The sequence below is a fragment of the Phytobacter sp. MRY16-398 genome (genome assembly GCF_003925915.1).
GTDB lineage: Bacteria > Pseudomonadota > Gammaproteobacteria > Enterobacterales > Enterobacteriaceae > Phytobacter > Phytobacter diazotrophicus.
Window position 1 is genome coordinate 5,565,634 of the sequence record NZ_AP018756.1, and the last position, 25,572, is coordinate 5,591,205.

20 protein-coding genes, 1 tRNA gene, 3 rRNA genes and 1 riboswitch are annotated in these 25,572 nt (G+C 53.9%); of the genes, 7 read left to right on the forward strand and 17 right to left on the reverse strand.

The window, feature by feature from the left end; all coding sequences use genetic code 11:
* The first annotated feature begins 39 nt into the window (after positions 1-39).
* Together iclR and MRY16398_RS27250 are read left to right on the forward strand one after the other, a co-directional pair.
* A complete protein-coding gene (iclR, locus tag MRY16398_RS27245) occupies positions 40-873 on the forward strand; it encodes a glyoxylate bypass operon transcriptional repressor IclR (protein WP_039076768.1) in 834 nt (277 codons plus the stop codon).
* On the forward strand, positions 866-1,279 hold the full coding sequence (locus MRY16398_RS27250) for an ASCH domain-containing protein (protein ID WP_107224278.1): 414 nt from the start codon (positions 866-868) through the stop codon (positions 1,277-1,279). Before iclR ends, MRY16398_RS27250 begins: the two co-directional genes overlap by 8 nt.
* 6 nt (positions 1,280-1,285) lie before the next feature.
* On the opposite strand, the gene aceK is transcribed toward MRY16398_RS27250, so the two are convergent.
* The 4 genes from aceK to metA form a co-directional block, all read right to left on the reverse strand.
* Complete coding sequence (gene aceK, locus MRY16398_RS27255; protein ID WP_039076766.1) at positions 1,286-3,028, reverse strand: bifunctional isocitrate dehydrogenase kinase/phosphatase; 1,743 nt, start codon at positions 3,026-3,028, stop codon at positions 1,286-1,288.
* A gap of 126 nt (positions 3,029-3,154) precedes the next feature.
* A complete protein-coding gene (gene aceA / locus MRY16398_RS27260) occupies positions 3,155-4,459 on the reverse strand; it encodes an isocitrate lyase (RefSeq protein WP_103245891.1) in 1,305 nt (434 codons plus the stop codon).
* A gap of 156 nt (positions 4,460-4,615) precedes the next feature.
* Entirely contained in the window at positions 4,616-6,217 is a 1,602-nt protein-coding gene (gene aceB / locus MRY16398_RS27265) for a malate synthase A (RefSeq protein WP_039076764.1), read from the reverse strand.
* Between the two features lie 268 nt (positions 6,218-6,485).
* Complete coding sequence (gene metA / locus MRY16398_RS27270) at positions 6,486-7,415, reverse strand: homoserine O-acetyltransferase MetA (protein WP_039076763.1); 930 nt, start codon at positions 7,413-7,415, stop codon at positions 6,486-6,488.
* Between the two features lie 155 nt (positions 7,416-7,570).
* Here metA and MRY16398_RS27275 point away from each other — a divergent pair, with 155 nt between their 5' ends.
* Positions 7,571-8,011 (forward strand): acetyltransferase, encoded by a 441-nt coding sequence (locus MRY16398_RS27275; protein WP_079498821.1) that lies wholly within the window; start codon positions 7,571-7,573, stop codon positions 8,009-8,011.
* A 21-nt stretch (positions 8,012-8,032) separates the two neighbouring features.
* On the opposite strand, the gene MRY16398_RS27280 is transcribed toward MRY16398_RS27275, so the two are convergent.
* The 5 genes from MRY16398_RS27280 to MRY16398_RS27300 all read right to left on the reverse strand — a co-directional run bounded on the left by MRY16398_RS27280 (position 8,033) and on the right by MRY16398_RS27300 (position 13,528).
* The gene (locus tag MRY16398_RS27280; protein ID WP_071194382.1) at positions 8,033-8,416 is read right to left on the reverse strand and encodes a YjaA family stress response protein; all 384 of its coding nucleotides are present in this window, start codon (positions 8,414-8,416) and stop codon (positions 8,033-8,035) included.
* A gap of 73 nt (positions 8,417-8,489) precedes the next feature.
* Positions 8,490-8,605: ribosomal RNA gene (gene rrf, locus MRY16398_RS27285) — 5S ribosomal RNA — on the reverse strand.
* A 103-nt stretch (positions 8,606-8,708) separates the two neighbouring features.
* Positions 8,709-11,609 (reverse strand): 23S ribosomal RNA (locus MRY16398_RS27290).
* A gap of 216 nt (positions 11,610-11,825) precedes the next feature.
* A tRNA-Glu gene (locus tag MRY16398_RS27295) sits at positions 11,826-11,901 on the reverse strand.
* 85 nt (positions 11,902-11,986) lie between these two features.
* Positions 11,987-13,528, reverse strand: a 16S ribosomal RNA gene (locus tag MRY16398_RS27300).
* Together the 16S, 23S and 5S rRNA genes with 1 tRNA gene alongside form the textbook arrangement of a ribosomal RNA operon.
* 564 nt (positions 13,529-14,092) lie before the next feature.
* On the opposite strand from MRY16398_RS27300, the gene purH reads away from it, so the two are divergent.
* Both purH and purD read left to right on the forward strand, forming a co-directional pair.
* Positions 14,093-15,682, forward strand: coding sequence for a bifunctional phosphoribosylaminoimidazolecarboxamide formyltransferase/IMP cyclohydrolase (gene purH, locus MRY16398_RS27305; protein ID WP_071193740.1), 1,590 nt, complete (start codon positions 14,093-14,095; stop codon positions 15,680-15,682).
* 15 nt (positions 15,683-15,697) lie between these two features.
* Entirely contained in the window at positions 15,698-16,990 is a 1,293-nt protein-coding gene (purD, locus tag MRY16398_RS27310) for a phosphoribosylamine--glycine ligase (protein ID WP_125125549.1), read from the forward strand.
* Here purD and zraR read toward each other — a convergent pair.
* Both zraR and zraS read right to left on the reverse strand, forming a co-directional pair.
* On the reverse strand, positions 16,987-18,318 hold the full coding sequence (zraR, locus tag MRY16398_RS27315) for a sigma-54-dependent response regulator transcription factor ZraR (RefSeq protein ID WP_039076838.1): 1,332 nt from the start codon (positions 18,316-18,318) through the stop codon (positions 16,987-16,989). The genes purD and zraR overlap by 4 nt on opposite strands.
* Positions 18,315-19,703: a two-component system sensor histidine kinase ZraS gene (gene zraS, locus MRY16398_RS27320; RefSeq protein WP_079498741.1), complete on the reverse strand. Its 1,389-nt coding sequence runs from the start codon at positions 19,701-19,703 to the stop codon at positions 18,315-18,317. Before zraS ends, zraR begins: the two co-directional genes overlap by 4 nt.
* 250 nt (positions 19,704-19,953) lie before the next feature.
* Here zraS and zraP point away from each other — a divergent pair, with 250 nt between their 5' ends.
* Positions 19,954-20,388: a zinc resistance sensor/chaperone ZraP gene (gene zraP / locus MRY16398_RS27325; RefSeq protein WP_079498743.1), complete on the forward strand. Its 435-nt coding sequence runs from the start codon at positions 19,954-19,956 to the stop codon at positions 20,386-20,388.
* A 3-nt stretch (positions 20,389-20,391) separates the two neighbouring features.
* Here zraP and MRY16398_RS27330 read toward each other — a convergent pair whose 3' ends face one another.
* The 6 genes from MRY16398_RS27330 to nudC all read right to left on the reverse strand — a co-directional run bounded on the left by MRY16398_RS27330 (position 20,392) and on the right by nudC (position 24,759).
* The gene (locus MRY16398_RS27330) at positions 20,392-21,084 is read right to left on the reverse strand and encodes a DUF1481 domain-containing protein (RefSeq protein WP_107224574.1); all 693 of its coding nucleotides are present in this window, start codon (positions 21,082-21,084) and stop codon (positions 20,392-20,394) included.
* A 13-nt stretch (positions 21,085-21,097) separates the two neighbouring features.
* The gene (gene hupA, locus MRY16398_RS27335; RefSeq protein ID WP_035890328.1) at positions 21,098-21,370 is read right to left on the reverse strand and encodes a nucleoid-associated protein HU-alpha; all 273 of its coding nucleotides are present in this window, start codon (positions 21,368-21,370) and stop codon (positions 21,098-21,100) included.
* A 186-nt stretch (positions 21,371-21,556) separates the two neighbouring features.
* Positions 21,557-22,147, reverse strand: a complete 591-nt coding sequence (locus MRY16398_RS27340) for a YjaG family protein (protein WP_071193735.1) — start codon at positions 22,145-22,147, stop codon at positions 21,557-21,559.
* A 42-nt stretch (positions 22,148-22,189) separates the two neighbouring features.
* Positions 22,190-22,861 (reverse strand): deoxyribonuclease V, encoded by a 672-nt coding sequence (gene nfi, locus MRY16398_RS27345; RefSeq protein ID WP_125125550.1) that lies wholly within the window; start codon positions 22,859-22,861, stop codon positions 22,190-22,192.
* A gap of 9 nt (positions 22,862-22,870) precedes the next feature.
* On the reverse strand, positions 22,871-23,935 hold the full coding sequence (hemE, locus tag MRY16398_RS27350) for a uroporphyrinogen decarboxylase (RefSeq protein WP_071193734.1): 1,065 nt from the start codon (positions 23,933-23,935) through the stop codon (positions 22,871-22,873).
* A 50-nt stretch (positions 23,936-23,985) separates the two neighbouring features.
* Positions 23,986-24,759, reverse strand: coding sequence for an NAD(+) diphosphatase (nudC, locus tag MRY16398_RS27355; protein ID WP_071193733.1), 774 nt, complete (start codon positions 24,757-24,759; stop codon positions 23,986-23,988).
* A gap of 89 nt (positions 24,760-24,848) precedes the next feature.
* On the opposite strand from nudC, the gene MRY16398_RS27360 reads away from it, so the two are divergent.
* Positions 24,849-25,352, forward strand: a complete 504-nt coding sequence (locus tag MRY16398_RS27360; RefSeq protein ID WP_039076846.1) for an Rsd/AlgQ family anti-sigma factor — start codon at positions 24,849-24,851, stop codon at positions 25,350-25,352.
* Between the two features lie 53 nt (positions 25,353-25,405).
* Positions 25,406-25,561, forward strand: a riboswitch (TPP riboswitch).
* Positions 25,562-25,572: the final 11 nt, after the last annotated feature.

Sequence of the window (25,572 nt, forward strand, 5' to 3'; positions counted from 1 at the left end):
AACGAAAATGATTTCCACGATACAGAAAAGGAGTCAGCCATGGTCGCCACTGTTCCCGCTAAACGCGGCAGAAAACCCGCCGCCCCCGCCGCTCAGGCTACCGGGCAAGTCCAGTCTCTGACGCGTGGACTCAAACTGCTTGAGTCAATTGCCGAATCCCATGGTAGCGTTGCGCTCACCGAGCTGGCGCAACAGGCCGGCCTGCCCAATTCCACAACCCACCGTCTGCTCACCACCATGCAACAGCTTGGCTTTGTGCGCCAGGTCGGTGAATTAGGCCACTGGTCCGTTGGCGCCCACGCGTTTATCGTCGGCAGCAGTTTTTTGCAAAGCCGCAACCTGATGGCGATTGTCCATCCGATCCTGCGCAAGCTGATGGAAGATTCCGGCGAGACGGTCAACCTTGCGGTACTCGACCAGAGCGACCATCAGGCCATAATTATAGACCAGGTACAGTGTACCCAACTGATGCGCATGTCCGCGCCGATTGGCGGGAAGCTGCCGATGCACGCTTCCGGCGCGGGTAAGGCGTTCCTCGCCTATTTGAATGATGACCAGGTCTCCGGCCTGCTCCATCGCAAAGGGCTGCATGCCTATACCCATGCCACGCTGGTATCACCAGTGCACCTGAAAGAGGATCTGGCCCAGACGCGTAAGCGCGGTTACTCCTTTGATGACGAAGAACATGCGCTTGGCCTGCGCTGCGTCGCTGCCTGCATTTATGATGAACACGGTGTGCCGTTTGCCGCGATCTCTATTTCCGGCCCCATTTCCCGTATCACCGATGACCGGGTGACTGAGCTGGGTGCGCTGGCGATCAAAGGGGCCAAAGAGGTGACGGTCGCCTGGGGTGGGATGCGTCAAAATGGCTGACCTCAAATCATATTGGCAGGATAAATACCCTTCGGCTTTCTGCTGGTCGTTCGGCGATTCACCGGAACTGGCCGACGAGCTGGCAGCCCTGGTCATCGCGGGGAAAAAGCGCGGTACCTGCTGCTCACTTGCCAGCTACAGGCAAGAACAACCCCCCGTCACGCCAGGGGCCTATCACATTGTACTGGACGGCCGGGGCAAAGCCGTATGCGTGATACGCACTCTGACGCTCAGGCTGATCCGGTTTAATGAAATGAGTCCGGAACTCGCCGCGCTGGAAGGCGAAGGTGATTTGAGCCTGGCTTACTGGCAATCGGCGCATCAGGCGTTCTTTGAACGTGAAGGCACCTGGACACCTGATATGGAGCTAATTTTTGAGGAGTTTGCCGTCGTTGAAGTAGGCTAAACCAGGTTACCCCGCCTGCTGTAGATTACCGTAGCGCACGCAAAAGCGCTGGCGGCGACGGTAGGCGTAAACGTCTTCCACATGACCGTTTTTGATGCGTGCCTGCAGGCCTCGCCAGTAGTCGGCGCGCAGCAGATCGGCGTGCATCTCTTCAAATAGCGGTCCAATGCGCGGGTCGGCGCACAACCAGTGGCGAAACTCCTCCGGGAAAACATCGCCCGGCGAGACGCTATACCAGGGCTCGGCACTCAGTTCATCTTCCGGGTAACGCGGCGGCGGAATATCACGGAAGTTGACCTCCGTCATATAACAGATCTCGTCATAATCGTAGAACACTACGCGCCCGTGACGGGTGACGCCAAAGTTTTTAAACAGCATATCGCCGGGAAAAATATTCGCCGCAGCAAGCTGGCGGATGGCATTCCCGTACTCTTCCACCGCATCGCGCAACTGCGAACCATGTACCCGCTCGAACCAGAGATTAAGCGGCACCATGCGGCGCTCAATATAGAGATGACTGATGGAGATGCGATCCCCAAGGTCGGTGATTTTCTGCGGCGCCTCCTGGAGCAATAGCGCCATTAACGCCGGGTCAATCTGGCGCTTTTCCAGAACGAAGTGTTCAAACTCTTGTGTATCCGCCATACGTCCGACGCGATCATGTTCCTTCACCAGTTGATAGCAGGCGCGCACATGCGCCGCGCTCATCTCTTTTTGCGGCGGGAATTTATCTTTGATGACCTTAAAGACCCTGTCGAAGCCCGGCAGCGTGAAGACCAGCATCACCATGCCGCGAATGCCCGGCGCCTCAACAAACTGCTCGTCCGAGGCATAAATATAATTCAGGTATTCGCGATAGCTTTCCGTTTTACCGTGCTTCTGGCAGCCAATAGCCATGTAGAGTTCAGCGGTGGTTTTACCCGGCAGAATCTCCCTTAACCACTCGATGGTGGCTGCGGGTAACGGGGCATATACCATAAAATAGGAGCGGGCGAAGCCGAACACGATACTGGCCTCCGAGTGCGAGGTCAGACAGGTATCGACAAACAGCTCGCCTTCGTCCGTACGATGAATCGGCAGCAGGAAGGGAAGCGTACCCGCAGGGGTGATCAATTTGCCCACTAACCACGCCGCTTTATTACGGTAAAACAGCTCGTTTGCGACCTGCAAATGGGACTGACGCAATGTATCGGCGCCAAACGTCTCTGTCAGGTGAGTAATGATATAACCGACATCGCGCGCTTTATCCTGCCAGGGCAGACGCAGCGGCAGATCGGTTAATACCTTGGTTAACAGGGATTCCCAGCCACGCTCAGGCCAAAAGTCCTTCGCCAGCGGGCGCGGAATGGTGCGAAAGCGCCGTTCCGGCTGAGAACTGAAAATAAACAGGCGCTCGGGGCTAAGCGAGCGGTGATCGAACAGGCGGCAGTAGACGGAGTTAAAAAAACTCTCAGCAATTTCGAAGCGCGGGTAGTCCGGTAACAGGTGGGTGTAATGCTCTTTCACCCGTAGCAGAAATTCGGCATCAGGCTGCTGACTGTCGGTGATGCAGCGTAGCTGCTCCACAACCAGCCCAACGTGGTGATCGTAAAGATGGATGCGCTGCTTCATCGCCTGCTGAACGGCGTGCCAGTCCGCCAGTTCGAAACGCTGTTGCGCGCCGGCAGTCACTTCCAGAAAGCGCCCGTATTGCGCATCAAAACCTTGCAGAATGGTTTGTGCAATCAGTAATTCCAGGCCACGTGACATCGCATCTTTCCCCTCACCCCGGCCTCTCCCTCCAGGGAGAGGGGAGAAAACATTATCCAGCCAACCCCGAAAACTGCACGGATCGATCCTCTCTCCCCTGAGGGGAGAGAGTTACGGTGAGAGGTGTCAGAACTGAGCTTCTTCCGTCGAGCCCGTTAACGCGGTAACAGAGGACGCCCCGCCCTGGATGATGGTGGTCACTTTATCGAAGTAGCCCGTGCCCACCTCCTGTTGGTGAGACACGAAGGTGTAGCCCTCTTTGGCGGCGGCAAACTCTGGCTGCTGCACTTTTTCCACGTAGTGACGCATCCCCTCACCCTGCGCATAGGCGTGTGCCAGGTCGAACATGTTGAACCACATGCTGTGAATGCCCGCCAGGGTAATAAACTGATATTTGTAGCCCATCTCCGACAGTTGCTGCTGGAAACTGGCAATGGTTTTGTCGTCCAGATTTTTCTGCCAGTTGAATGACGGCGAGCAGTTATACGCCAGCAGCTTGCCAGGGAATTTCGCATGAATGGCATCCGCAAAGCGTTTCGCCAGCGCCAGATCGGGTGTTGAGGTTTCACACCACACCAGGTCGGCATACGGCGCATACGCCAGGCCACGGCTAATAGCCTGTTCGATCCCGGCGCGGGTACGATAGAACCCTTCGCTGGTACGCTCGCCGGTGATGAACTCGCTGTCATAAGGGTCGCAATCCGAGGTAATCAGGTCCGCAGCATCCGCATCGGTACGGGCAATCACCAGCGTGGGTACGCCCATGACATCTGCCGCCAGACGCGCAGCCACCAGTTTCTGAATCGCCTCTTGCGTCGGTACCAGCACTTTTCCGCCCATATGGCCGCATTTTTTCACCGAAGCCAGCTGATCTTCGAAGTGAACGGCCGCTGCACCGGCTTCAATCATCGATTTCATCAGTTCAAAGGCATTCAGTACACCGCCAAAACCGGCTTCGGCATCCGCCACGATCGGCAGGAAATAATCGGTATAACGCGGATCGTTCGGTTCAATACCCGCCGACCATTGGATCTGATCCGCGCGGCGGAAGGTGTTGTTGATCCGATCGACCACAGCCGGAACGGAGTTGGCCGGGTAGAGCGATTGATCCGGATACATACTGGAGGCCAGGTTCGCATCTGCCGCCACCTGCCAGCCCGACAGATAAATCGCTTCGATGCCTGCTTTTGCCTGTTGCAATGCCTGCCCGCCAGTCAGTGCGCCAAGGCTGTTGATATAGCCTTTTTTCGCCTCACCATGCAGCAGACGCCACATTTTCGCTGCGCCCATCTGCGCCAGCGTGCATTCCGGGTTCACCGAGCCACGTAATTTCACCACCTCTTCCGCGCTATAAGGACGCGTGATGCCTTCCCAGCGAGGGTTAGTCCATTCTTTTTTCAGTTCTTCTATTTGTTGGGTACGGGTTTTCATGTGCAGATGCTCCATATTCTCGTCCTGGCTTTCCAGGCGTTATTGGTGAAGGCAGTTTGGTCACGAGAAGCCGCGCTAAAACCGGAGCGTGCTTAGCGTACGTGAGGGTTTTGAGCGCTGTCCGGGGCCAAAATGGCGAACAAAATAGCCTGGGCGCTAAGCCAGCAGGCGATAGCCTGGCAACGTCAGGAAGTCGATTAACTCATCAGAGGTGGTGATCTGCTCCATCAGGCGGGCAGCATCATCGAAACGTCCGCTACTAAAGCGGTGTTCGCCCAACTCTTCCTGAATCACCAGCATCTCTTCGGCCAGCATTTGACGGAACAGGGCCTTCGTGACCGGTTTGCCGTTGCTGAGCGTTTTCTCGTGATGGATCCACTGCCAGATTGAGGTACGCGAGATTTCAGCCGTTGCCGCATCTTCCATCAGACCGTAAATCGGTACACAGCCGTTGCCGGAGATCCACGCTTCGATGTACTGAACGGCCACGCGGATATTGGCGCGCATCCCCTCTTCTGTGCGTTCGCCATCGCAGGCCGCCAGTAGCTGATCTGCCGTGGTGGGGGCATCGCTCTCACGCGTAACCGCCAGTTGGTTTTTGTTTTCACCCAGTACCTCGTTAAAGACAGCCATGGCCGTATCCGCCAGGCCCGGATGCGCAATCCACGTACCGTCATGGCCGTTGTTGGCTTCCAGCAACTTGTCCGCTTTTACTTTATTGAGTACCTGGTTGTTGCGTTCAGCATCTTTACTGGGAATAAAGGCCGCCATGCCACCCATGGCGAACGCGCCACGGCGATGGCAGGTTTTAATCAGCAGCCGCGAATAGGCACTCAGGAATGGTTTATCCATCGTTACCACCTGACGATCGGGTAGCACACGGTCCGGGTGGTTTTTCAATGTCTTGATATAACTAAAGATGTAATCCCAACGGCCACAGTTCAAACCAACAATATGGTCACGCAGCGCATACAGGATTTCATCCATCTGGAAGACGGCAGGCAGCGTCTCGATCAGCAAGGTGGCCTTGATGGTGCCGCGCGGCAGGTCGAAGCGATCTTCGGCATAACAGAAGACTTCACTCCACCATGCCGCTTCCTGCCATGCCTGGGTCTTCGGCAGATAAAAGTAAGGACCGCTGCCTTTTGCCAGCAACGCTTTATGGTTGTGGAAGAAATAGAGCGCAAAGTCGAAGAGGCTGCCAGGGATAGCTTCGCCGCGCCAGGTCACGTGTTTTTCTGGCAGATGCAAGCCACGGACGCGACAAATCAGTACCGCCGGATCGGGCTTGAGCTGGTAGATTTTCCCGGCCTCATTGGTGTAGCTGATGGTGCCATTCACCGCATCACGCAGATTAATTTGCCCATCGATCACTTTATCCCAGTCCGGTGAAAGGGAGTCTTCGAAATCCGCCATGAAGACTTTCACGTTGGCATTGAGCGCATTGATCACCATTTTGCGTTCAACCGGCCCGGTGATCTCAACACGGCGATCCTGCAAATCTTCCGGGATACCGCGAATAGTCCAGTCACCCTCGCGAATGGAATTGGTTTCCGAAATAAAATCAGGCAGCTTGCCGTTGTCGATATCCTGCTGCTGTTGCATACGCGCAGCCAGTAGCTTATTGCGTTGTGGCGTAAAGCGTGTCACCAGCTCCGTAAGGAATTCGACCGCTTCCGGGGTCAGAATTTGCTTTTCCATTTCGCCATAAGGCTTGTTAAAAGCCAACTCACCTGTCGTCGTTGCCTGTTGTGTCATTGCGCTGCTCCTCATCATCGTTGATCCGCGTACACTCCCCAACGCGAACGAAAGATCGTTGTATGGTTTTCGTTCAGCACAATTAAGACTACTCATTTAATTTTCAAAATCAAAAACAATTTCCATTTTAATTTAAAAAACAACTTAACTATTTGATAACAATGAATTTAAAATTTAATTACTTGCTGGAGGGAATTTCAGGCATGAAAAAGGCACCCGAAGGTGCCTGAAATGGGGAGCTGAAACGCTTTAGGATCGTGCTGAAACGTTAATCAAGCGTTGGGTTCATATGGCTCAGGTCGAACGGCGTAATCTGGTACACGTAGTAGTTCAGCCAGTTGGTAAACAATAGATTTCCATGGCTACGCCATGTTGCATGTGGCTTGTTCCGGGGATCGTCGTTCGGGAAATAGTTATACGGGATTTCCGGTGACAGCCCGGCCTCAACATCACGGAAATACTCACCTGCCAGAGTATTAGCGTCGTACTCAGGATGGCCGGTAACAAAGGCGATACGCTTATCTTTGCTGGCGAACAGATAGGCATCGCCCTGATCGCTTTCAGCCAGGATTTCCAGGTCGGTATAGTCACGAATCAGTGCCGCCGGGAAATCGGCATAGCGTGAGTGCGGCGCGAGGAACGTATCATCAAAACCACGAGTCAGCAGAGCGTGTGGATGCAAAATGTGGTGCTCATAGACGCCGGACAGCTTTTCACTGCGGGTTTGCTTAGGAATACCGTAAAGGATGTTCAGTGCGGCTTGTACCGCCCAACAGACAAATAACGTGGAGGTGACATGGTCTTTTGCCCACTCCAGTACCTGTTTGATCTGCGGCCAGTAGGCAACATCGTTAAATTCAACCAGACCCAATGGCGCACCGGTTACAATCAAGCCATCGAAGTTCTCTTCGCTGATTTCATCAAAGTTACAGTAGAAATTGTTGAGGTGTTCCACTGGCGTGTTGCGTGATTCACGCGCGTCAATGCGCAGTAGCTTGATATCCACCTGCAGTGGCGAGTTGGAGAGTAACCGCAGAAATTGGTTCTCTGTCTCGATCTTCTTTGGCATCAGGTTGAGGATAAGTACCTTGAGCGGACGAATTTCCTGACCTGTAGCACGCGATGTCGTCATCACAAAGACGTTTTCATCACGCAAGAAATTGACGGCTGGTAGCTCGTCCTGCACCCGAATCGGCATAACTTATATCCTCACTGCATACGTTTAAACGTTTAGACATCCAGATAGCTGACAATACCCAGGAATAGGCGCGTTGTCGAGTCTGCATGTAGAAGGTGAGAAAGTTTCACGAAAGTGTTTGCGTTAGAATATAAGCGCGCATAACAGGAGACAATATGGTTATTAGTATTCGTCGTTCGCGACCTGAGGAAGGAGAGAGGCTGATCGCAATCTGGTGCCGCTCGGTCGATGCGACACACGATTTTTTGTCCAGAGATTATCGGGCAGAGCTGGAGGAGCAGGTGAGTGCATTTTTACCGACAGCGCCGCTTTGGGTTGCCGTCAATAAACAGGATGAACCCGTTGGGTTTATGCTACTCACCGATAAGCATATGGATGCACTGTTTATTGATCCTGACGTTCGCGGCAGCGGCGTAGGGAAACGACTGGTTGAACACGCCTTGCTGTTGGCCCCCAACTTAACGACCAACGTTAATGAGCAAAACGAGCAGGCCATTGGGTTCTACCTTAAGCTGGGATTTATGGTAACCGGACGAAGCGAAAAGGATGATTCCGGCAGGCCATATCCACTGCTGCATTTACGCTATCAACAGTAATGTTTACCGCTTAACTCTTTTTTACCGCTTCGCGATCAGCGCCATCACAGCGTCATCGCTCAGGGGTGTTGATTGCGCGTGCGTTATCAAGCGGCGATAACGCATTCGCGTCGCACCTGCGACGACTTCCTGCAGGATACGATCTTCGACCTGCGATAATCCGCCCTCGTTCATTTCCAGCGCGCTGATAACAATGTCAAAGCGGTCTGTGCGCAGCAGTTTCCTGAGCCATGAACGGGGTCGGATCTGTTCGATAAGGTCCCACAGAACTTTTTCGGCTTTGAAAAAATCAGCGATAAGCAGGCGTTGATTACTAAAGGCACCGCTTCCTGATACATCCTGCTTACGCTCAATGTTGCGAACGGTGATATGATTTTTGCGAACCTGGATATAAAGAACAGACATGAAAAATTCCTTTTATCATGCGAAGAAAACGCAAAAAGCCCATCCGTGAGGATGGGCTTCTTACTTGTCTGATGCCTGGCAGTTCCCTACTCTCACATGGGGAGACCCCACACTACCATCGGCGCTACGGCGTTTCACTTCTGAGTTCGGCATGGGGTCAGGTGGGACCACCGCGCTAAAGCCGCCAGGCAAATTCTTTGTGCTCAGTACGCAATCTTTTATTGCGTACTCAACTCTGAATCTAAGCTGAATATTGTGTCTTCTCAATCCGCCAAAACATCTTCGGCGTTGTAAGGTTAAGCCTCACGGTTCATTAGTACCGGTTAGCTCAACGCATCGCTGCGCTTACACACCCGGCCTATCAACGTCGTCGTCTTCAACGTTCCTTTAGTGTCCTTAAGGACAAGGGAGAACTCATCTCGGGGCAAGTTTCGTGCTTAGATGCTTTCAGCACTTATCTCTTCCGCATGTAGCTACCGGGCAGTGCCATTGGCATGACAACCCGAACACCAGTGATGCGTCCACTCCGGTCCTCTCGTACTAGGAGCAGCCCCCCTCAATTCTCCAGCGCCCACGGCAGATAGGGACCGAACTGTCTCACGACGTTCTAAACCCAGCTCGCGTACCACTTTAAATGGCGAACAGCCATACCCTTGGGACCTACTTCAGCCCCAGGATGTGATGAGCCGACATCGAGGTGCCAAACACCGCCGTCGATATGAACTCTTGGGCGGTATCAGCCTGTTATCCCCGGAGTACCTTTTATCCGTTGAGCGATGGCCCTTCCATTCAGAACCACCGGATCACTATGACCTGCTTTCGCACCTGCTCGCGCCGTCACGCTCGCAGTCAAGCTGGCTTATGCCATTGCACTAACCTCCTGATGTCCGACCAGGATTAGCCAACCTTCGTGCTCCTCCGTTACTCTTTGGGAGGAGACCGCCCCAGTCAAACTACCCACCAGACACTGTCCGCAACCCGGATTACGGGTCCACGTTAGAACATCAAACATTAAAGGGTGGTATTTCAAGGTTGGCTCCATGCAGACTGGCGTCCACACTTCAAAGCCTCCCACCTATCCTACACATCAAGGCTCAATGTTCAGTGTCAAGCTATAGTAAAGGTTCACGGGGTCTTTCCGTCTTGCCGCGGGTACACTGCATCTTCACAGCGAGTTCAATTTCACTGAGTCTCGGGTGGAGACAGCCTGGCCATCATTACGCCATTCGTGCAGGTCGGAACTTACCCGACAAGGAATTTCGCTACCTTAGGACCGTTATAGTTACGGCCGCCGTTTACCGGGGCTTCGATCAAGAGCTTCTCCTTACGGATAACCCCATCAATTAACCTTCCGGCACCGGGCAGGCGTCACACCGTATACGTCCACTTTCGTGTTTGCACAGTGCTGTGTTTTTAATAAACAGTTGCAGCCAGCTGGTATCTTCGACTGATTTCAGCTCCACCCGCAGGGGCTTCACCTACATATCAGCGTGCCTTCTCCCGAAGTTACGGCACCATTTTGCCTAGTTCCTTCACCCGAGTTCTCTCAAGCGCCTTGGTATTCTCTACCTGACCACCTGTGTCGGTTTGGGGTACGATTTCGTGTTACCTGATGCTTAGAGGCTTTTCCTGGAAGCAGGGCATTTGTTACTTCATCACCGTAGTGACTCGTCATCACACCTCAGCCTTGATTATCCGGATTTGCCTGGATAACCAGCCTACATGCTTAAACCGGGACAACCGTCGCCCGGCTAACATAGCCTTCTCCGTCCCCCCTTCGCAGTAACACCAAGTACAGGAATATTAACCTGTTTCCCATCGACTACGCCTTTCGGCCTCGCCTTAGGGGTCGACTCACCCTGCCCCGATTAACGTTGGACAGGAACCCTTGGTCTTCCGGCGAGCGGGCTTTTCACCCGCTTTATCGTTACTTATGTCAGCATTCGCACTTCTGATACCTCCAGCATGCCTCACAGCACACCTTCGCAGGCTTACAGAACGCTCCCCTACCCAACAACACTTAGTGTCGCTGCCGCAGCTTCGGTGCATGGTTTAGCCCCGTTACATCTTCCGCGCAGGCCGACTCGACCAGTGAGCTATTACGCTTTCTTTAAATGATGGCTGCTTCTAAGCCAACATCCTGGCTGTCTGTGCCTTCCCACATCGTTTCCCACTTAACCATGACTTTGGGACCTTAGCTGGCGGTCTGGGTTGTTTCCCTCTTCACGACGGACGTTAGCACCCGCCGTGTGTCTCCCGTGATAACATTCTCCGGTATTCGTAGTTTGCATCGGGTTGGTAAGCCGGGATGGCCCCCTAGCCGAAACAGTGCTCTACCCCCGGAGATGAATTCACGAGGCGCTACCTAAATAGCTTTCGGGGAGAACCAGCTATCTCCCGGTTTGATTGGCCTTTCACCCCCAGCCACAAGTCATCCGCTAATTTTTCAACATTAGTCGGTTCGGTCCTCCAGTTAGTGTTACCCAACCTTCAACCTGCCCATGGCTAGATCACCGGGTTTCGGGTCTATACCCTGCAACTTAACGCCCAGTTAAGACTCGGTTTCCCTTCGGCTCCCCTATTCGGTTAACCTTGCTACAGAATATAAGTCGCTGACCCATTATACAAAAGGTACGCAGTCACCCCATTAAGAGGCTCCCACTGCTTGTACGTACACGGTTTCAGGTTCTTTTTCACTCCCCTCGCCGGGGTTCTTTTCGCCTTTCCCTCACGGTACTGGTTCACTATCGGTCAGTCAGGAGTATTTAGCCTTGGAGGATGGTCCCCCCATATTCAGACAGGATACCACGTGTCCCGCCCTACTCATCGAGCTCACAGCCTGTGTGCTTTCGTGTACGGGGCTGTCACCCTGTATCGCGCGACTTTCCAGACGCTTCCACTAACACACAAGCTGATTCAGGCTCTGGGCTGCTCCCCGTTCGCTCGCCGCTACTGGGGGAATCTCGGTTGATTTCTTTTCCTCGGGGTACTTAGATGTTTCAGTTCCCCCGGTTCGCCTCGTTTGACTATGTATTCATCAAACGATAGTGCAACGGATTGCACTGGGTTTCCCCATTCGGACATCGCCGGGTCAAAGGTTCATATCACCTCGCCGGCGCTTTTCGCAGATTAGCACGTCCTTCATCGCCTCTGACTGCCAGGGCATCCACCGTGTACGCTTAGTCGCTTAACCTCACAACCCGAAGATGTTTCGTAAAACATCATCGTGTCGCGAAAATTTGAGAGACTCGAACACACTGTCATCTGTTCTTATTACGGAGAACAGACACTGTGTGTCGTTTCAATTTTCAGCTTGATCCAGATTTTTAAAGAGCAAATATCTCAAACATGACTCGGAAGTCAGTTTTGAGATATAACGGCAGGTGACTTTCACTCACAAACCAGCAAGTGGCGTCCCCTAGGGGATTCGAACCCCTGTTACCGCCGTGAAAGGGCGGTGTCCTGGGCCTCTAGACGAAGGGGACACTTAAGTCTCGCTCGCAAGACGCCTTGCTTTTTACTTTTCATCAGACAATCTGTGTGAGCACTACAAAGGCAGGTTCTTTAAGGTAAGGAGGTGATCCAACCGCAGGTTCCCCTACGGTTACCTTGTTACGACTTCACCCCAGTCATGAATCACAAAGTGGTAAGCGCCCTCCCGAAGGTTAAGCTACCTACTTCTTTTGCAACCCACTCCCATGGTGTGACGGGCGGTGTGTACAAGGCCCGGGAACGTATTCACCGTGGCATTCTGATCCACGATTACTAGCGATTCCGACTTCATGGAGTCGAGTTGCAGACTCCAATCCGGACTACGACATACTTTATGAGGTCCGCTTGCTCTCGCGAGGTCGCTTCTCTTTGTATATGCCATTGTAGCACGTGTGTAGCCCTGGTCGTAAGGGCCATGATGACTTGACGTCATCCCCACCTTCCTCCAGTTTATCACTGGCAGTCTCCTTTGAGTTCCCGGCCGGACCGCTGGCAACAAAGGATAAGGGTTGCGCTCGTTGCGGGACTTAACCCAACATTTCACAACACGAGCTGACGACAGCCATGCAGCACCTGTCTCACGGCTCCCGAAGGCACTAAGGCATCTCTGCCGAATTCCGTGGATGTCAAGACCAGGTAAGGTTCTTCGCGTTGCATCGAATTAAACCACATGCTCCACCGCTTGTGCGGGCCCCCGTCAATTCATTTGAGTTTTAACCTTGCGGCCGTACTCCCCAGGCGGTCGACTTAACGCGTTAGCTCCGGAAGCCACGCCTCAAGGGCACAACCTCCAAGTCGACATCGTTTACGGCGTGGACTACCAGGGTATCTAATCCTGTTTGCTCCCCACGCTTTCGCACCTGAGCGTCAGTCTTTGTCCAGGGGGCCGCCTTCGCCACCGGTATTCCTCCAGATCTCTACGCATTTCACCGCTACACCTGGAATTCTACCCCCCTCTACAAGACTCAAGCCTGCCAGTTTCGAATGCAGTTCCCAGGTTGAGCCCGGGGATTTCACATCCGACTTGACAGACCGCCTGCGTGCGCTTTACGCCCAGTAATTCCGATTAACGCTTGCACCCTCCGTATTACCGCGGCTGCTGGCACGGAGTTAGCCGGTGCTTCTTCTGCGGGTAACGTCAATCAACACGGTTATTAACCGTATTGCCTTCCTCCCCGCTGAAAGTACTTTACAACCCGAAGGCCTTCTTCATACACGCGGCATGGCTGCATCAGGCTTGCGCCCATTGTGCAATATTCCCCACTGCTGCCTCCCGTAGGAGTCTGGACCGTGTCTCAGTTCCAGTGTGGCTGGTCATCCTCTCAGACCAGCTAGGGATCGTCGCCTTGGTGAGCCATTACCTCACCAACAAGCTAATCCCATCTGGGCACATCCGATGGCAAGAGGCCCGAAGGTCCCCCTCTTTGGTCTTGCGACATTATGCGGTATTAGCTACCGTTTCCAGTAGTTATCCCCCTCCATCGGGCAGTTTCCCAGACATTACTCACCCGTCCGCCACTCGTCACCCAAGGAGCAAGCTCCTCTGTGCTACCGTTCGACTTGCATGTGTTAGGCCTGCCGCCAGCGTTCAATCTGAGCCATGATCAAACTCTTCAATTTAAAAGTTTGATGCTCGTAGAATTAAACTTCGTAATGAATTACGTGTTCACTCTATGAGACTTGGTATTCATTTAGTGTCCGAAGACATTAAGAATCCATGTCACTTTGAGTGCCCACACAGATTGTCTGATAAATTGTTAAAGAGCAGTGCAACGCGGCTTTCGCTCACCGTTGCGAGGTGGCGTATATTACGCTTTCCTCTTTCAGAGTCAACCCGTTATTTCAGGATTTTTCTCTTCAACCGACCCGGCTGTTTGTGTGAAGTGATTCACATCCGCCGTGTCGATGGAGGCGCATTATAGGGAGTTCTCCGCAGGCCGCAATAGAAAAATTGCAGAAAAATGACTGACTGCTGCATTCCACAGCAAAAGCCCGCCTTATACCCTTTTGCACACAGACTTATCCACAATGCTGCGAAAAAGTGAAAATTCGCGAGCGTTGCGCAAACGTTTTCGTTAAAATGCCCCCGCTAAAACAAGGATGCCCCGTAAGGGGCGTTAGCTGAGTTTTTAGATGAAAATTCAGCTAACGCTCTCTGTAATCGTCAAATCCAGGGGATTTACCATGCAACAACGTCGTCCAATCCGCCGCGCGCTGCTCAGTGTTTCTGACAAAGCCGGTATCGTCGAATTCGCCCAGGCACTTTCTGCACGCGGTGTGGAACTGCTATCTACAGGGGGCACTGCCCGTCTGTTAGCTGATAAAGGCCTGCCGGTGACCGAAGTTTCCGATTACACCGGTTTCCCGGAAATGATGGATGGACGCGTTAAGACCCTGCATCCGAAAGTGCATGGTGGGATCCTTGGCCGCCGCGGCCAGGATGATGCCATCATGGCTGAGCACAGCATCTCTCCTATTGATATGGTCGTTGTTAACCTTTATCCGTTTGCCCAGACCGTTGCCCGCGAAGGCTGTTCTCTGGAAGATGCGGTAGAGAATATCGATATCGGCGGCCCGACTATGGTGCGCTCGGCGGCGAAGAACCATAAAGATGTCGCCATCGTTGTAAAGAGCAGCGACTACAACGCTATTATTGAAGAGATGGATGCCAACGAAGGCTCCCTGACCCTCGACACCCGCTTCGACCTCGCCATTAAAGCCTTTGAACACACCGCCGCCTACGACAGCATGATCGCCAACTATTTTGGCAGCATGGTGCCGGCCTATCACGGCGAGACAAAAGAAGCCGCCGGCCGCTTCCCGCGCACCCTGAACCTGAACTTCATTAAAAAGCAGGATATGCGCTACGGCGAAAACAGCCACCAGCAGGCAGCCTTCTATATAGAAGAAGAGATCAAAGAAGCCTCTGTTGCGACCGCGCAGCAAGTTCAGGGCAAAGCGCTTTCCTATAACAATATCGCCGATACCGATGCTGCACTGGAATGTGTGAAAGAGTTCAGCGAGCCGGCCTGCGTTATCGTTAAACACGCTAACCCATGCGGCGTAGCGGTCAGTTCCTCTATTCTGGATGCTTACGATCGCGCGTACAAAACCGACCCGACCTCCGCGTTCGGCGGTATCATCGCCTTTAACCGCGAACTGGATGCGCAGACCGCGCAGGCTATTATCTCCCGCCAGTTTGTAGAAGTGATCATTGCACCGTCTGCGACTGAAGAAGCCCTGAAGATCACTGCCGCGAAACAGAACGTCCGCGTGCTGACCTGTGGTGAGTGGACCGCACGCGTCCCGGGTCTTGATTTCAAACGCGTTAACGGCGGCCTGCTGGTTCAGGACCGCGATCTGGGTATGGTGACCGAAGGCGAACTGCGTGTTGTTTCCAAACGCCAGCCGACCGAACAGGAACTGCGTGATGCGCTGTTCTGCTGGAAAGTGGCGAAGTTCGTGAAATCCAACGCTATCGTGTATGCCAAAGAGAACATGACCATTGGCATAGGCGCAGGTCAGATGAGCCGCGTCTACTCCGCGAAAATCGCCGGGATCAAAGCAGGCGATGAAGGTCTGGAAGTGAAAGGTTCCGCGATGGCCTCTGATGCGTTCTTCCCGTTCCGTGATGGTATTGATGCCGCTGCCGCCGTTGGCGTGAGCTGTGTGATTCAGCCTGGCGGTTCTATCCGTGATGACGAAGTGATTGCCGCTGCCGACGAACACGGTATTGCGATGATCTTCACCGACATGCGTCACTTCCGCCATTAATTTTCGGAGCAGACAATGAAAGTATTAGTGATTGGTAACGGCGGGCGCGAGCACGCGCTGGCATGGAAAGCGGCACAGTCACCGCTGGTCGACACCGTTTTCGTCGCACCGGGCAACGCAGGCACAGCGCTGGAACCCACGCTGCAAAACGTCGCCATTGGCGTAACCGATATTCCGGCGCTGCTGAGCTTTGCTCAAAGCGAGAAGATTGATCTGACCATCGTTGGCCCGGAAGCGCCGTTGGTGATTGGCGTTGTGGATGCGTTCCGTGCCGCAGGCCTGAAAATCTTCGGCCCAACCGAAGGCGCTGCTCAACTGGAAGGCTCTAAAGCCTTCACCAAAGATTTCCTCGCGCGTCATAACATTCCGACAGCGGAATACCAGAACTTCACCGAAGTGGAACCTGCGCTGGCCTGGCTGCGCGAAAAAGGCGCTCCGATCGTTATCAAAGCAGACGGTCTTGCTGCCGGTAAAGGCGTGATCGTGGCAATGACGCTCGAGGAAGCCGAAACGGCCGTCAACGACATGCTGGCTGGCAATGCCTTTGGCGACGCAGGCCACCGTATCGTTATCGAAGAGTTCCTCGACGGTGAAGAAGCCAGCTTTATCGTGATGGTTGACGGTGAGCATGTGCTGCCTATGGCGACCAGCCAGGATCATAAACGCGTCGGTGATGGCGATACCGGTCCGAATACGGGCGGTATGGGCGCTTATTCCCCCGCTCCGGTGGTGACGGATGAAGTCCACCAGCGCACCATGGAACGTATCATTTGGCCAACCGTTAAAGGTATGGCCGCCGAAGGGAATACCTATACCGGCTTCCTGTATGCCGGTCTGATGATCGACAAACAGGGCAACCCGAAGGTTATCGAGTTCAACTGCCGCTTCGGCGATCCGGAAACCCAGCCGATCATGCTGCGCATGAAATCCGATCTGGTGGATCTGTGTCTCGCAGCCTGCGATGGCAAGCTGGATGAGAAAACCTCCGATTGGGATGAGCGCGCGTCTCTTGGTGTCGTTGTTGCTGCGGGTGGTTATCCGGGTAATTACAACACCGGTGACGAGATCCACGGACTGCCGCTGGAAGAAGTGGCGGATGGCAAAGTCTTCCACGCCGGCACAAAGCTTTCCGACGATGACCGCGTTCTTACCAACGGCGGTCGCGTGCTGTGCGCGACTGCGCTGGGCCACACCGTTGCCGAAGCACAGAAGCGTGCATACGCCTTAATGGAAAATATCCAGTGGGAAGGTAGCTTTAGCCGTAAAGATATCGGTTATCGCGCAATTGCCCGCGAGCAAAACAGCTAACGGCTGAGCTTTGCCAGCAGCGTTTTGCGCGTAATGCCCAACTGACGGGCGGCTTCTGTTTTGTTGCCGCCCGTTTTTTCGAGCGCAGCGAGGATCGCTTCTTTCTCTACATCGACCAGCGGCTGAATAACATCATCGCCGTGTGGCGCATTCGCAATCGGCGTACCGACAATCGCCAGTGGCAGCTCGCGCTCAGAAATAAACTCTCCGGTCAGCAAGACCACCGCCCGTTCAATCGCATTCTCCAGCTCACGAATATTGCCCGGCCATGTGTAGTGAATCAGCAAGTCCATCGCCTGCGGCGTAAATCCCTGTACCGCTTTACGGTTACGCTCGGCGTAACGTTGCAGGAAATAACGCGCCAGCGGAGGGATATCTTCCCTGCGTTGACGCAGCGGCGGCATATCGATAGTCACGACGTTCAGGCGGTAGTAGAGATCCTGACGAAAACGCCCGGCGCTAACCTCCCCGGCTAAATCCCGGTGGGTGGCGGCAATCAGCCGTACGTCAACCGAAAGGGTCTGGTTGCTGCCCACGCGCTGCACTTCGCGCTCCTGAATCGCCCGCAACAGACGCACCTGCATTAACGGGGAGATATCGCCGATCTCATCGAGGAAGAGCGTGCCGCCGTCTGCTTCAACAAAGCGCCCGTCCCGACGTTTGTCCGCGCCGGTGAACGCGCCTTTCTCATGGCCAAACAGCTCCGACTCCAGCAACGACTCGTTGAGCGCCGCACAGTTGAGGGTAACCAACGGCCCGTGGCTGCGACCACTGCTGGCGTGCAGCGCCCGTGCGACCAGCTCTTTCCCGGTTCCCGACTCGCCGTGAATCAATACCGTCGCATCGGAGGGCGCCACCAGGGCGATATTATTCAGCAGCGCCCGCATCGCCGGGCTATCCCCCACCATGCCAAACTGAGCAGCGGGGGTGCCTGTGACAGGGGACTCACTCAGCCGCGTATGCGCCAGCGCCCCGGACAGCGTCTGCTGCAACTTGTCAAAGTCCAGCGGCTTGATGAGGTAGTCCAGCGCACCGGATTTCAGCGCCTCCACTGCGGTATCGACGCTGGAGTACGCGGTCATGATCAGAACGGGAATCGACGGATTCAAGGTTTTGATCTCTTTCAGCGTTTCGATACCGTCCATCTCCGCCATGCGAATATCGCAAAGCACCAGATCAAACACCTGCTGACGTACCTGTTCCAGCGCCTGTACGCCGTTATGAGCCAGCGCAACCCGGTATCCCCAGCCCCGCAACAACGCCTGTAAAATAGTGCAGTGGCTGATGTCATCGTCCACCACGAGAATATCGACCTGCCCGCCACTCATCCTTGTTCATCCTTCTGTTGCCCGTTGACCGGCAAAAAGAGAGTAAATACCGCGCCCTTGCCGGGAGCACTCCCGGCATGAATTATTCCGCCGTGCTGCTCAATAATGTTCTGTACGACGGCCAGACCAAGCCCGGTGCCGTCGGCTCTGGTGGTGTAATACGGCGTGAAGATGGCCTGTAACTGTTCCGCCGTCATCCCCTTACCACTGTCCGCAACGCTTACCTTAACTCGCCCGTCGCCACATTCGCTCGCTGCGACCGTAATTACGCCATCGTGATCAATGGCGTGGATAGCATTAAGGTAGAGGTTCAGCAGCACCTGCTTCAAACGATCCGGATCGGCCTGGATGCGGCATAGCTCTGGCTGCGGGGTGAAATTGAGCATAATCGCCCGACCGGCGGCATCCTGGCTAACCAACCGAAGCGAATGTCCAATCACTTCATTCAGATCAACGGACTGGTAGGTTAAATGGGCCGGACGCACCAGTTCCAGCAGCTCGCTAACGACCCGGTTCAGACGATCGGCCTCCTTCGCCATCACCTGGGCCAGTTGATGCGCTTCTCCATCAGGCGGAGTGCGTTCGGCAAAATACTTTGCCAGCCCCTTGATGGAAGACAGCGGGTTGCGGATCTCATGCGCGACCCCTGCGGCCAGATGCCCAAGCGCCACCAGCTTTTCTTTACGCGCCATCGCCTCCTGCAATTGTTTACGCGAATGCTGATAGCGGCGAAACCAGAACTGGCTCAACACCGTTGCAATCATTACCACCCCTGCCGCGCAAAGCATAATGACCATATTGCGCAGGCCACGGGCATTGGCCGTGTCCAGTTCGCGCGTATCAAAGGCGATGAAAATCACCTGCGGTAGCCCGGCACGCTGTTCGGCAGATTCGCGGGGCATCATACGCATATGATGCCCACCACCGCTGTTCAGCGGGCGAAATTGACGATAAATCTCCAGAGCCGGTTCCGGCTGTTCGAGCCGCCGCCAGCGTTCCTCCTGGTCAATCTTCAGTTCATGCATCGTATCGGCGGAGTACAGTGTCCCGCCAACCTGGTTCGGATCACTATGGGCAAGGATTTTGCCGTTCTCATCCGTCACCGCAAACCACAGCACGCCAGGCTGCCAGGCCATCTCCTCCAGCAGTGCCTGAAGTTGCGTATGATGCATACGCATACCCAAGCCCACCCGGGTTCCGGACTCCAGTGCGCGAATCAACACGCTGCCTTTCTCCTGGATAGTTTGCCGCGCGGCCTCATTTTCCCGGCCATAATCACGCACGATAAGCGCGGAGAACAGGCACACCAGTAGCAGAATAAAGCCGGTCAATAGCCAGCTCAGACCCACGGCGACAGAATCCTTCGACAACCGCATCATGTTCATTACTATTCCCTTTATTTGCTGCTCCCGTTCACGCAGCAGAAATCATGCCATTTTTCTGCCACGGCAAACCTGCCTCCTGCCATAAACCCTTAAGGAAAACGAGTAAAAATGACCCGCCTCGCCCTCATCGTGAGTCATTTTTACTCGCCCCACCGGCCTGTAGCACGACAATACCCCTATATTCTGCTGGTCTCTCATCTTGGCATGGAAGATGCAAATCACTAAATAACGACAACCAGGAGAATGAACCATGAAACGGAACCAAAAACTGACGCTGACACTCATCACCCTCGCCGCGCTGACTTTAGGTAGCAGTTCTGCATGGGCAAGGCACCACTGGAACAACGGCAACGGGATGGGCCCGCAGGGCTATAGCCAACTGACCACCGAACAACAGGCTACTGCCCAGAAGCTGCATAACGATTTTTATGAGCAAACCCGTGCGTTACGTCAGCAACTCACCTCAAAACGTTATGAATACAATGCGTTATTAACCGCAGATAAGCCGGACAGCGCAAAAATAGAATCCACAGCTCAGCAGATAGAGACGCTAAGCCAAAAACTGGACCAACAGCGAGTCAAGTTTGATATCGCCTTAGCACAGGCAGGAATTCCTCGCGGTGAAGGCATGGGACACGGAAGTTGTGGCGGAGGCCGCGACCATATGGGAATGAATCACGGGTAAAACTTAGAAACTTTTCTCAGTTGGCTGCCAGGTACAAAAATCTTCATTGGCCACCAGCAGCAACTGAGATCCTTCGGGACCTTCCAGCCACGCTACGCTCACTTCCGCTGATGAATGATTCTGCCGACGCTCTATATGGCTGATAGCCAGAGAATCGAGGTCGGGTTTAATGGTTTGACCTTCGCATGTTGTAACGGAACCATTGGCATGCCAACGGCCCTGGCGCAGCACTACACGCCCCAGACGCAATGCGTCGCTGGTCTGCCGGAGCTGGTTCGCACGATAACGGTAGAGCGCGACCTGATCGCTGGAAAGCTGCTCTTTTTGACCATTGACTTCACGCTGCATGAAACTCAGCTCGCCGTGGTCATCAAAGCGCACACGGATATGTTCCGGTGTTTTACCGTAGATATTGAGTTCAATCAGCCGAAGCTCATCGCCCTGCCAGCGGTATTCACTTAAAGAGGTATTCCCGTTGTGCCACGGGCTAAAAGCGGCGAGAAGATGGGTCTCGCTGTCTGAATCTTTGCGCCAAAGGCGCTCTGCTCCCTGGTCCCCGGCATAGCCGCTGGCGGTGAAGGGGGGGAGTGAGGAGTTGTGGCTACAGGCAGTTAATAACAGCACGCCCGCCAGCACCTGTGATCGGCGCCAGAAAGACAAAAGGGGCCGCAAAGCCCCTTCGATAAAACTGTTCACTGCCACGCCTGTCTTACTTAACAGAGTCTTTCAGTGCTTTACCAGAAACAAACGCCGGTACGTTAGCTGCGGCGATTTTGATTTCTTTACCGGTCTGCGGGTTGCGGCCAGTACGCTCAGCGCGGTGGTTCACTTTGAAGGTACCGAAACCAACCAGTTGTACAGCATCGCCTTCTTTCAGAGACTCAGTAATCGCAGCCAGGGTGGATTCCAGAGCAGCTTTCGCTTGCGCTTTAGACAGATCAGCCTTGTCTGCAATTACATCAATCAGTTGAGTCTTGTTCATAAGTTATCCTTTCAATGTGTTTATCGCTTGCTAAGCATCGAGTGCGACGGAAATGCCAGAAAAGCACTCTCCTGCATACACGCACCGATAGCCACTTTTTTTCGCCCCCCAAATGTAGACCAGACGGGGGTGCGAAGGGAAGCCTCCCAGGACGACAAAACAGGCGTTAAATCACGTTTTGTTGTCTCATTGCTGCAAATTTATACCGATATTACTGTCCCCGGCCTCACGCAGGTCTGCGCGCAGGCCTTTGATCAGTTCAATATCGCGTTCTTCACAAGCAGCCAAAAGGCGGAAAATCTCCCACTGAATGTCCCATTCCTGCTCCACCGCTGGGTTTTCTTTGAGCTCTTCGTCGGTCATTTCGCGACCTGCGTGAGTCATTTCCAGCATCGCAACGGTGGTAATAGACGTCTTGCTAACCTCAATCGCGTACTCTGTCGATTCACCGCTCAGGAGAGCATGAATAAGATCGCTTAGCGCCACACAAGCATCAATCGCCGGGTAGACACCGTACATATCGTAGTCGTCAGCCGAAGGAATTGCCTCTTCCAGTTTCTCAAGCTGGTTATCGAAATTCACCTTTGCATCTTTTACCGTCAGCGTTTCCCACACCAAATCGAGAATGCGGCGATAAAGCTGCGGGTCGCCAAACTCCGTTTCCTGGCAGAACATGGCGTAATTGGGATACATGCGCTCGCAAAGAGAGGCCATAAACGTGACGTGCTGCCACGTTGCCAGCTTCTCCAGACGCAGGTGAATCGGGTTTTGTAACATGATAGGTTCTCTGATGCAGAAATTAGCGGCAGTGTACCTGAATCAACGCTGAATTTCCTGCCAACGCGCGAATGCAGGGCGGCCCGATGCGACAGCGTCGGCCCAACGGGTCGGTTCAGGCAGCCGATAGCCTTTCATGCAACGCTGCACCCAGGCCAGCGCGGTATCCGTGCTCACCCGATGCCCTGTCGCCACGAAAAGAGGGTTACAGCGCGCCTTACTGCGCCAGACCCATGCCAGCTGCTCGCCTTTGTCCATCAGCGGTGCCAGGGCGCCCGGTTTGTCAGAGAGTGGCTCAAACTTACCGCACAGCCGTTTTTTCGCCACGCCAATGGTTGGCACATCCACCAGCAGACCAAAGTGGCTGGCAACCCCCAGACGACGGGGATGTGATATTCCATGGCCATCGACAAATAGCAGATCCGGTTTTTGTGAGAGTTGCTCCCACGCCGCAAGCAGCGCGGGATATTCACGAAAAGAGAGAAAGCCGGGGATATAAGGCATCGTGGTCGCAATACGCGCCACTTTATACTCAACCAGTTCCAGTTCAGGCCAGGTCAACAGCACCATCGCGGCACGCGTCACTTCGCCGCCTTGCTCAAACCCTACATCCGCACCGCCGATCAAAGCGGGAGGATCTTTTTCCAGACGATCCTCACGGGAAACAGAAGAGGCCAGTTCAATTTGTTGAGCGCGTAGCGACGCGAGATCCATAACGACTCCTTACTTGTGATACTGGGCTGAGAGTCTGTGCACCGCCTCCACAAATACGCCAGCATGTTCTGGCGGCACATCCTGATGGATGCCGTGACCGAGGTTGAACACATGCCCTTCACCCTGACCGAAACCAGCAAGTATAGACGCCACTTCGTCTTCGATGCGGGCAGGTGCGGCATAAAGCATCGAAGGATCCATGTTGCCCTGCAGTGCCACTTTGTGGCCGACACGGCGGCGTGCATCGCTGATATCTGTCGTCCAGTCGAGACCCAGAGCGTCACAGCCCGTCTCCGCCATCGCTTCCAGCCACTGCCCACCGCCTTTGGTAAACAGCGTCACCGGTACGCGTTTGCCCTCGTTTTCACGCAGCAGGCCGTCGACAATTTTATGCATGTAATAGAGCGAGAACTGCTTGTAATCGCGCCCGGTCAGCACACCGCCCCAGGTGTCGAAAATCATCACCGATTGGGCACCGGCTTTGATCTGCGCGTTGAGGTACAGGGTGACGCTGCTGGCCAGCTTATCAAGCAACAAATGCAGGGTTTGCGGTTCGGCGTACATCATCTTTTTAATGACGGTAAAGGCTTTACTGCTGCCGCCTTCCACCATATAGGTCGCCAGCGTCCACGGGCTGCCAGAGAAGCCAATCAGCGGCACTTCACCTTTCAGTTCACGGCGAATGGTACGCACGGCGTTCATGACGTAACCCAGTTCCTGCTCCGGGTCCGGCACGGGCAGTTTTTCAACATCCGCACGACAGGTAATGGGAGAGGTAAAACGTGGGCCTTCGCCCGCCTCGAAATAGAGCCCTAATCCCATCGCGTCCGGGATGGTCAGGATGTCGGAAAAAAGAATGGCCGCATCCAGTTTGTAGCGACGCAAAGGCTGAAGGGTGACTTCGCACGCCAGTTCGGCATTTTTGCACAGCGACATAAAATCACCCGCCTGCGCGCGCGTCGCTTTGTACTCCGGGAGATAGCGACCAGCCTGACGCATCATCCATACTGGCGTCACATCCACGGGCTGGCGCAGAAGTGCGCGAAGGTAGCGATCGTTTTTTAATTCGGTCATGTTTACAGTTCCTTATTGCGTCAGCCCGCCAGTGTAACACTACTCGTTCTTTACTCGTATTCTGCCCGGCACTGCGCCACCGTATCTTCAATCAAACGACGGGCAACAGTACCAGGCGGAGGCAGCAGCGGTAGGTCGTCGTAGCGGTACCAGCCCGCATCGAGCAGCTCTTTAGGATCGATAACAATCTCCCCGCTGTCATGTTCCGCCATAAAAGCCGTCATTAGCGATTGCGGGAAAGGCCAGGGCTGCGAGGTGATGTAACGCAGGTTTTTCACTTTGATGCCGCTCTCTTCCATCACTTCACGTGCGACGGCCTGTTCCAGCGTTTCGCCCACTTCGACGAAACCGGCCAGAACGGTGTAAATGCCATTGCGATGACGGGTGTGCTGAGCCAACAGAATTTTATCATCGCGGCGAATGGCAACGATAATGCAGGGCGCTATCTGCGGGTAATAACGTTCGCGGCAGTGGTCACATAACATGGCCCACTCTGTCTTGCTGGGGTGCATAGTATGTCCGCAATATCCACAAAACTTATGTGAGCGGTAAAACTCAGCCAGTTGAACACCGCGCCCGGCCAGTTGAAACAATCCAGCATCCTGTTCAATCACCTGGCGGACAGTTCCCATCTCCTGCCGACGATTCTGGCGGATCATCCACACAGGTTCGCCTTCCCATTCGCCTATCTGGAGTGCGCTTTGCCCCACAAGATCGAAATTTCCTGCATTACCGAGTGGTAATTCTCCCCCGGGCAACCATAATTTTTGTTCATGGCTTACGATCCACCAGCCATGATCTGATGACTCGATAATACGATGCATTTGTTTGCACTACCTTAGCTTTACTGGCATGTTGTTAACATTATTATTACATTCGAGCGTTTTTTAATCTTAATATTGCGGAGTCAATTATGCTAAACCAGTTAGCAACCCTGGCGGAACGAATTGGAGGAAGTAACGAACTGGTCGACAACTGGCTGTATAACCGAAAACAGCTACTGGTTCATTACTACAACCTGGTTGGCATAACACCTGGAAAAGGCTCGTACATGCAGCTGAATGAAAAAGCGCTGGACGAATTCTGTCATAACCTGGTTGAATACCTTTCCGCCGGTCATTTTAATATTTATGAACGGATTATCGGTGAAATGGAAGGGACCAGCCCACTTTTAGCCTCCACGCAGATTTACCCTCTCCTCGAAGCCAATACCCTGGAAATTATGGAGTACTACGACTCCAGCCTGGAAAATGCTATCGATGATGACAATTACGCTGAATTTCAGCAGGCGCTGTCTGATATCGGCGAAGCGCTTGCAGCCCGCTTTTCGCTTGAAGACAAGTTGATCATACTGGCATACGACAACAATCTTAAAGACGGCGCCAACGACGAAAGTGGAATGGCGCGTCCTGCTTGAGTTCTTTCTGATTAACGCGTAGTTTAAAAAACAGTCCCCGTCTTCGGACGGGGTTTTTCTTGTCGGAGTGCCTATATTTCCACAAAAGTATTCGCGATGCCCTAAGAGGCGGCGCGAAGGATGAAGTGGAAAAGGCTGAGACCGTTAATTCGGGATCCGCGGAACCTGATCAGGTTAGAACCTGCGAAGGGAACAAGAGTAATCCATTCACATCAATCCC

Bases quoted from the DNA above. Each gene is read 5' to 3' on its own strand.
- nfi (WP_125125550.1), bottom strand. From the start codon at position 22,861: ATGGATCTCGCGTCGCTACGCGCTCAACAAATTGAACTGGCCTCTTCT.
- zraS (WP_079498741.1), bottom strand. From the start codon at position 19,703: ATGAACATGATGCGGTTGTCGAAGGATTCTGTCGCCGTGGGTCTGAGC.
- MRY16398_RS27280 (WP_071194382.1), bottom strand. From the start codon at position 8,416: ATGTCTGTTCTTTATATCCAGGTTCGCAAAAATCATATCACCGTTCGC.
- hupA (WP_035890328.1), bottom strand. From the start codon at position 21,370: ATGAACAAGACTCAACTGATTGATGTAATTGCAGACAAGGCTGATCTG.
- MRY16398_RS27275 (WP_079498821.1), top strand. From the start codon at position 7,571: ATGGTTATTAGTATTCGTCGTTCGCGACCTGAGGAAGGAGAGAGGCTG.
- zraP (WP_079498743.1), top strand. From the start codon at position 19,954: ATGAAACGGAACCAAAAACTGACGCTGACACTCATCACCCTCGCCGCG.
- metA (WP_039076763.1), bottom strand. From the start codon at position 7,415: ATGCCGATTCGGGTGCAGGACGAGCTACCAGCCGTCAATTTCTTGCGT.
- hemE (WP_071193734.1), bottom strand. From the start codon at position 23,935: ATGACCGAATTAAAAAACGATCGCTACCTTCGCGCACTTCTGCGCCAG.
- zraR (WP_039076838.1), bottom strand. From the start codon at position 18,318: ATGAGTGGCGGGCAGGTCGATATTCTCGTGGTGGACGATGACATCAGC.
- nudC (WP_071193733.1), bottom strand. From the start codon at position 24,759: ATGCATCGTATTATCGAGTCATCAGATCATGGCTGGTGGATCGTAAGC.
- iclR (WP_039076768.1), top strand. From the start codon at position 40: ATGGTCGCCACTGTTCCCGCTAAACGCGGCAGAAAACCCGCCGCCCCC.
- purD (WP_125125549.1), top strand. From the start codon at position 15,698: ATGAAAGTATTAGTGATTGGTAACGGCGGGCGCGAGCACGCGCTGGCA.
- aceB (WP_039076764.1), bottom strand. From the start codon at position 6,217: ATGACACAACAGGCAACGACGACAGGTGAGTTGGCTTTTAACAAGCCT.
- aceK (WP_039076766.1), bottom strand. From the start codon at position 3,028: ATGTCACGTGGCCTGGAATTACTGATTGCACAAACCATTCTGCAAGGT.
- MRY16398_RS27360 (WP_039076846.1), top strand. From the start codon at position 24,849: ATGCTAAACCAGTTAGCAACCCTGGCGGAACGAATTGGAGGAAGTAAC.
- MRY16398_RS27340 (WP_071193735.1), bottom strand. From the start codon at position 22,147: ATGTTACAAAACCCGATTCACCTGCGTCTGGAGAAGCTGGCAACGTGG.
- purH (WP_071193740.1), top strand. From the start codon at position 14,093: ATGCAACAACGTCGTCCAATCCGCCGCGCGCTGCTCAGTGTTTCTGAC.
- MRY16398_RS27250 (WP_107224278.1), top strand. From the start codon at position 866: ATGGCTGACCTCAAATCATATTGGCAGGATAAATACCCTTCGGCTTTC.
- aceA (WP_103245891.1), bottom strand. From the start codon at position 4,459: ATGAAAACCCGTACCCAACAAATAGAAGAACTGAAAAAAGAATGGACT.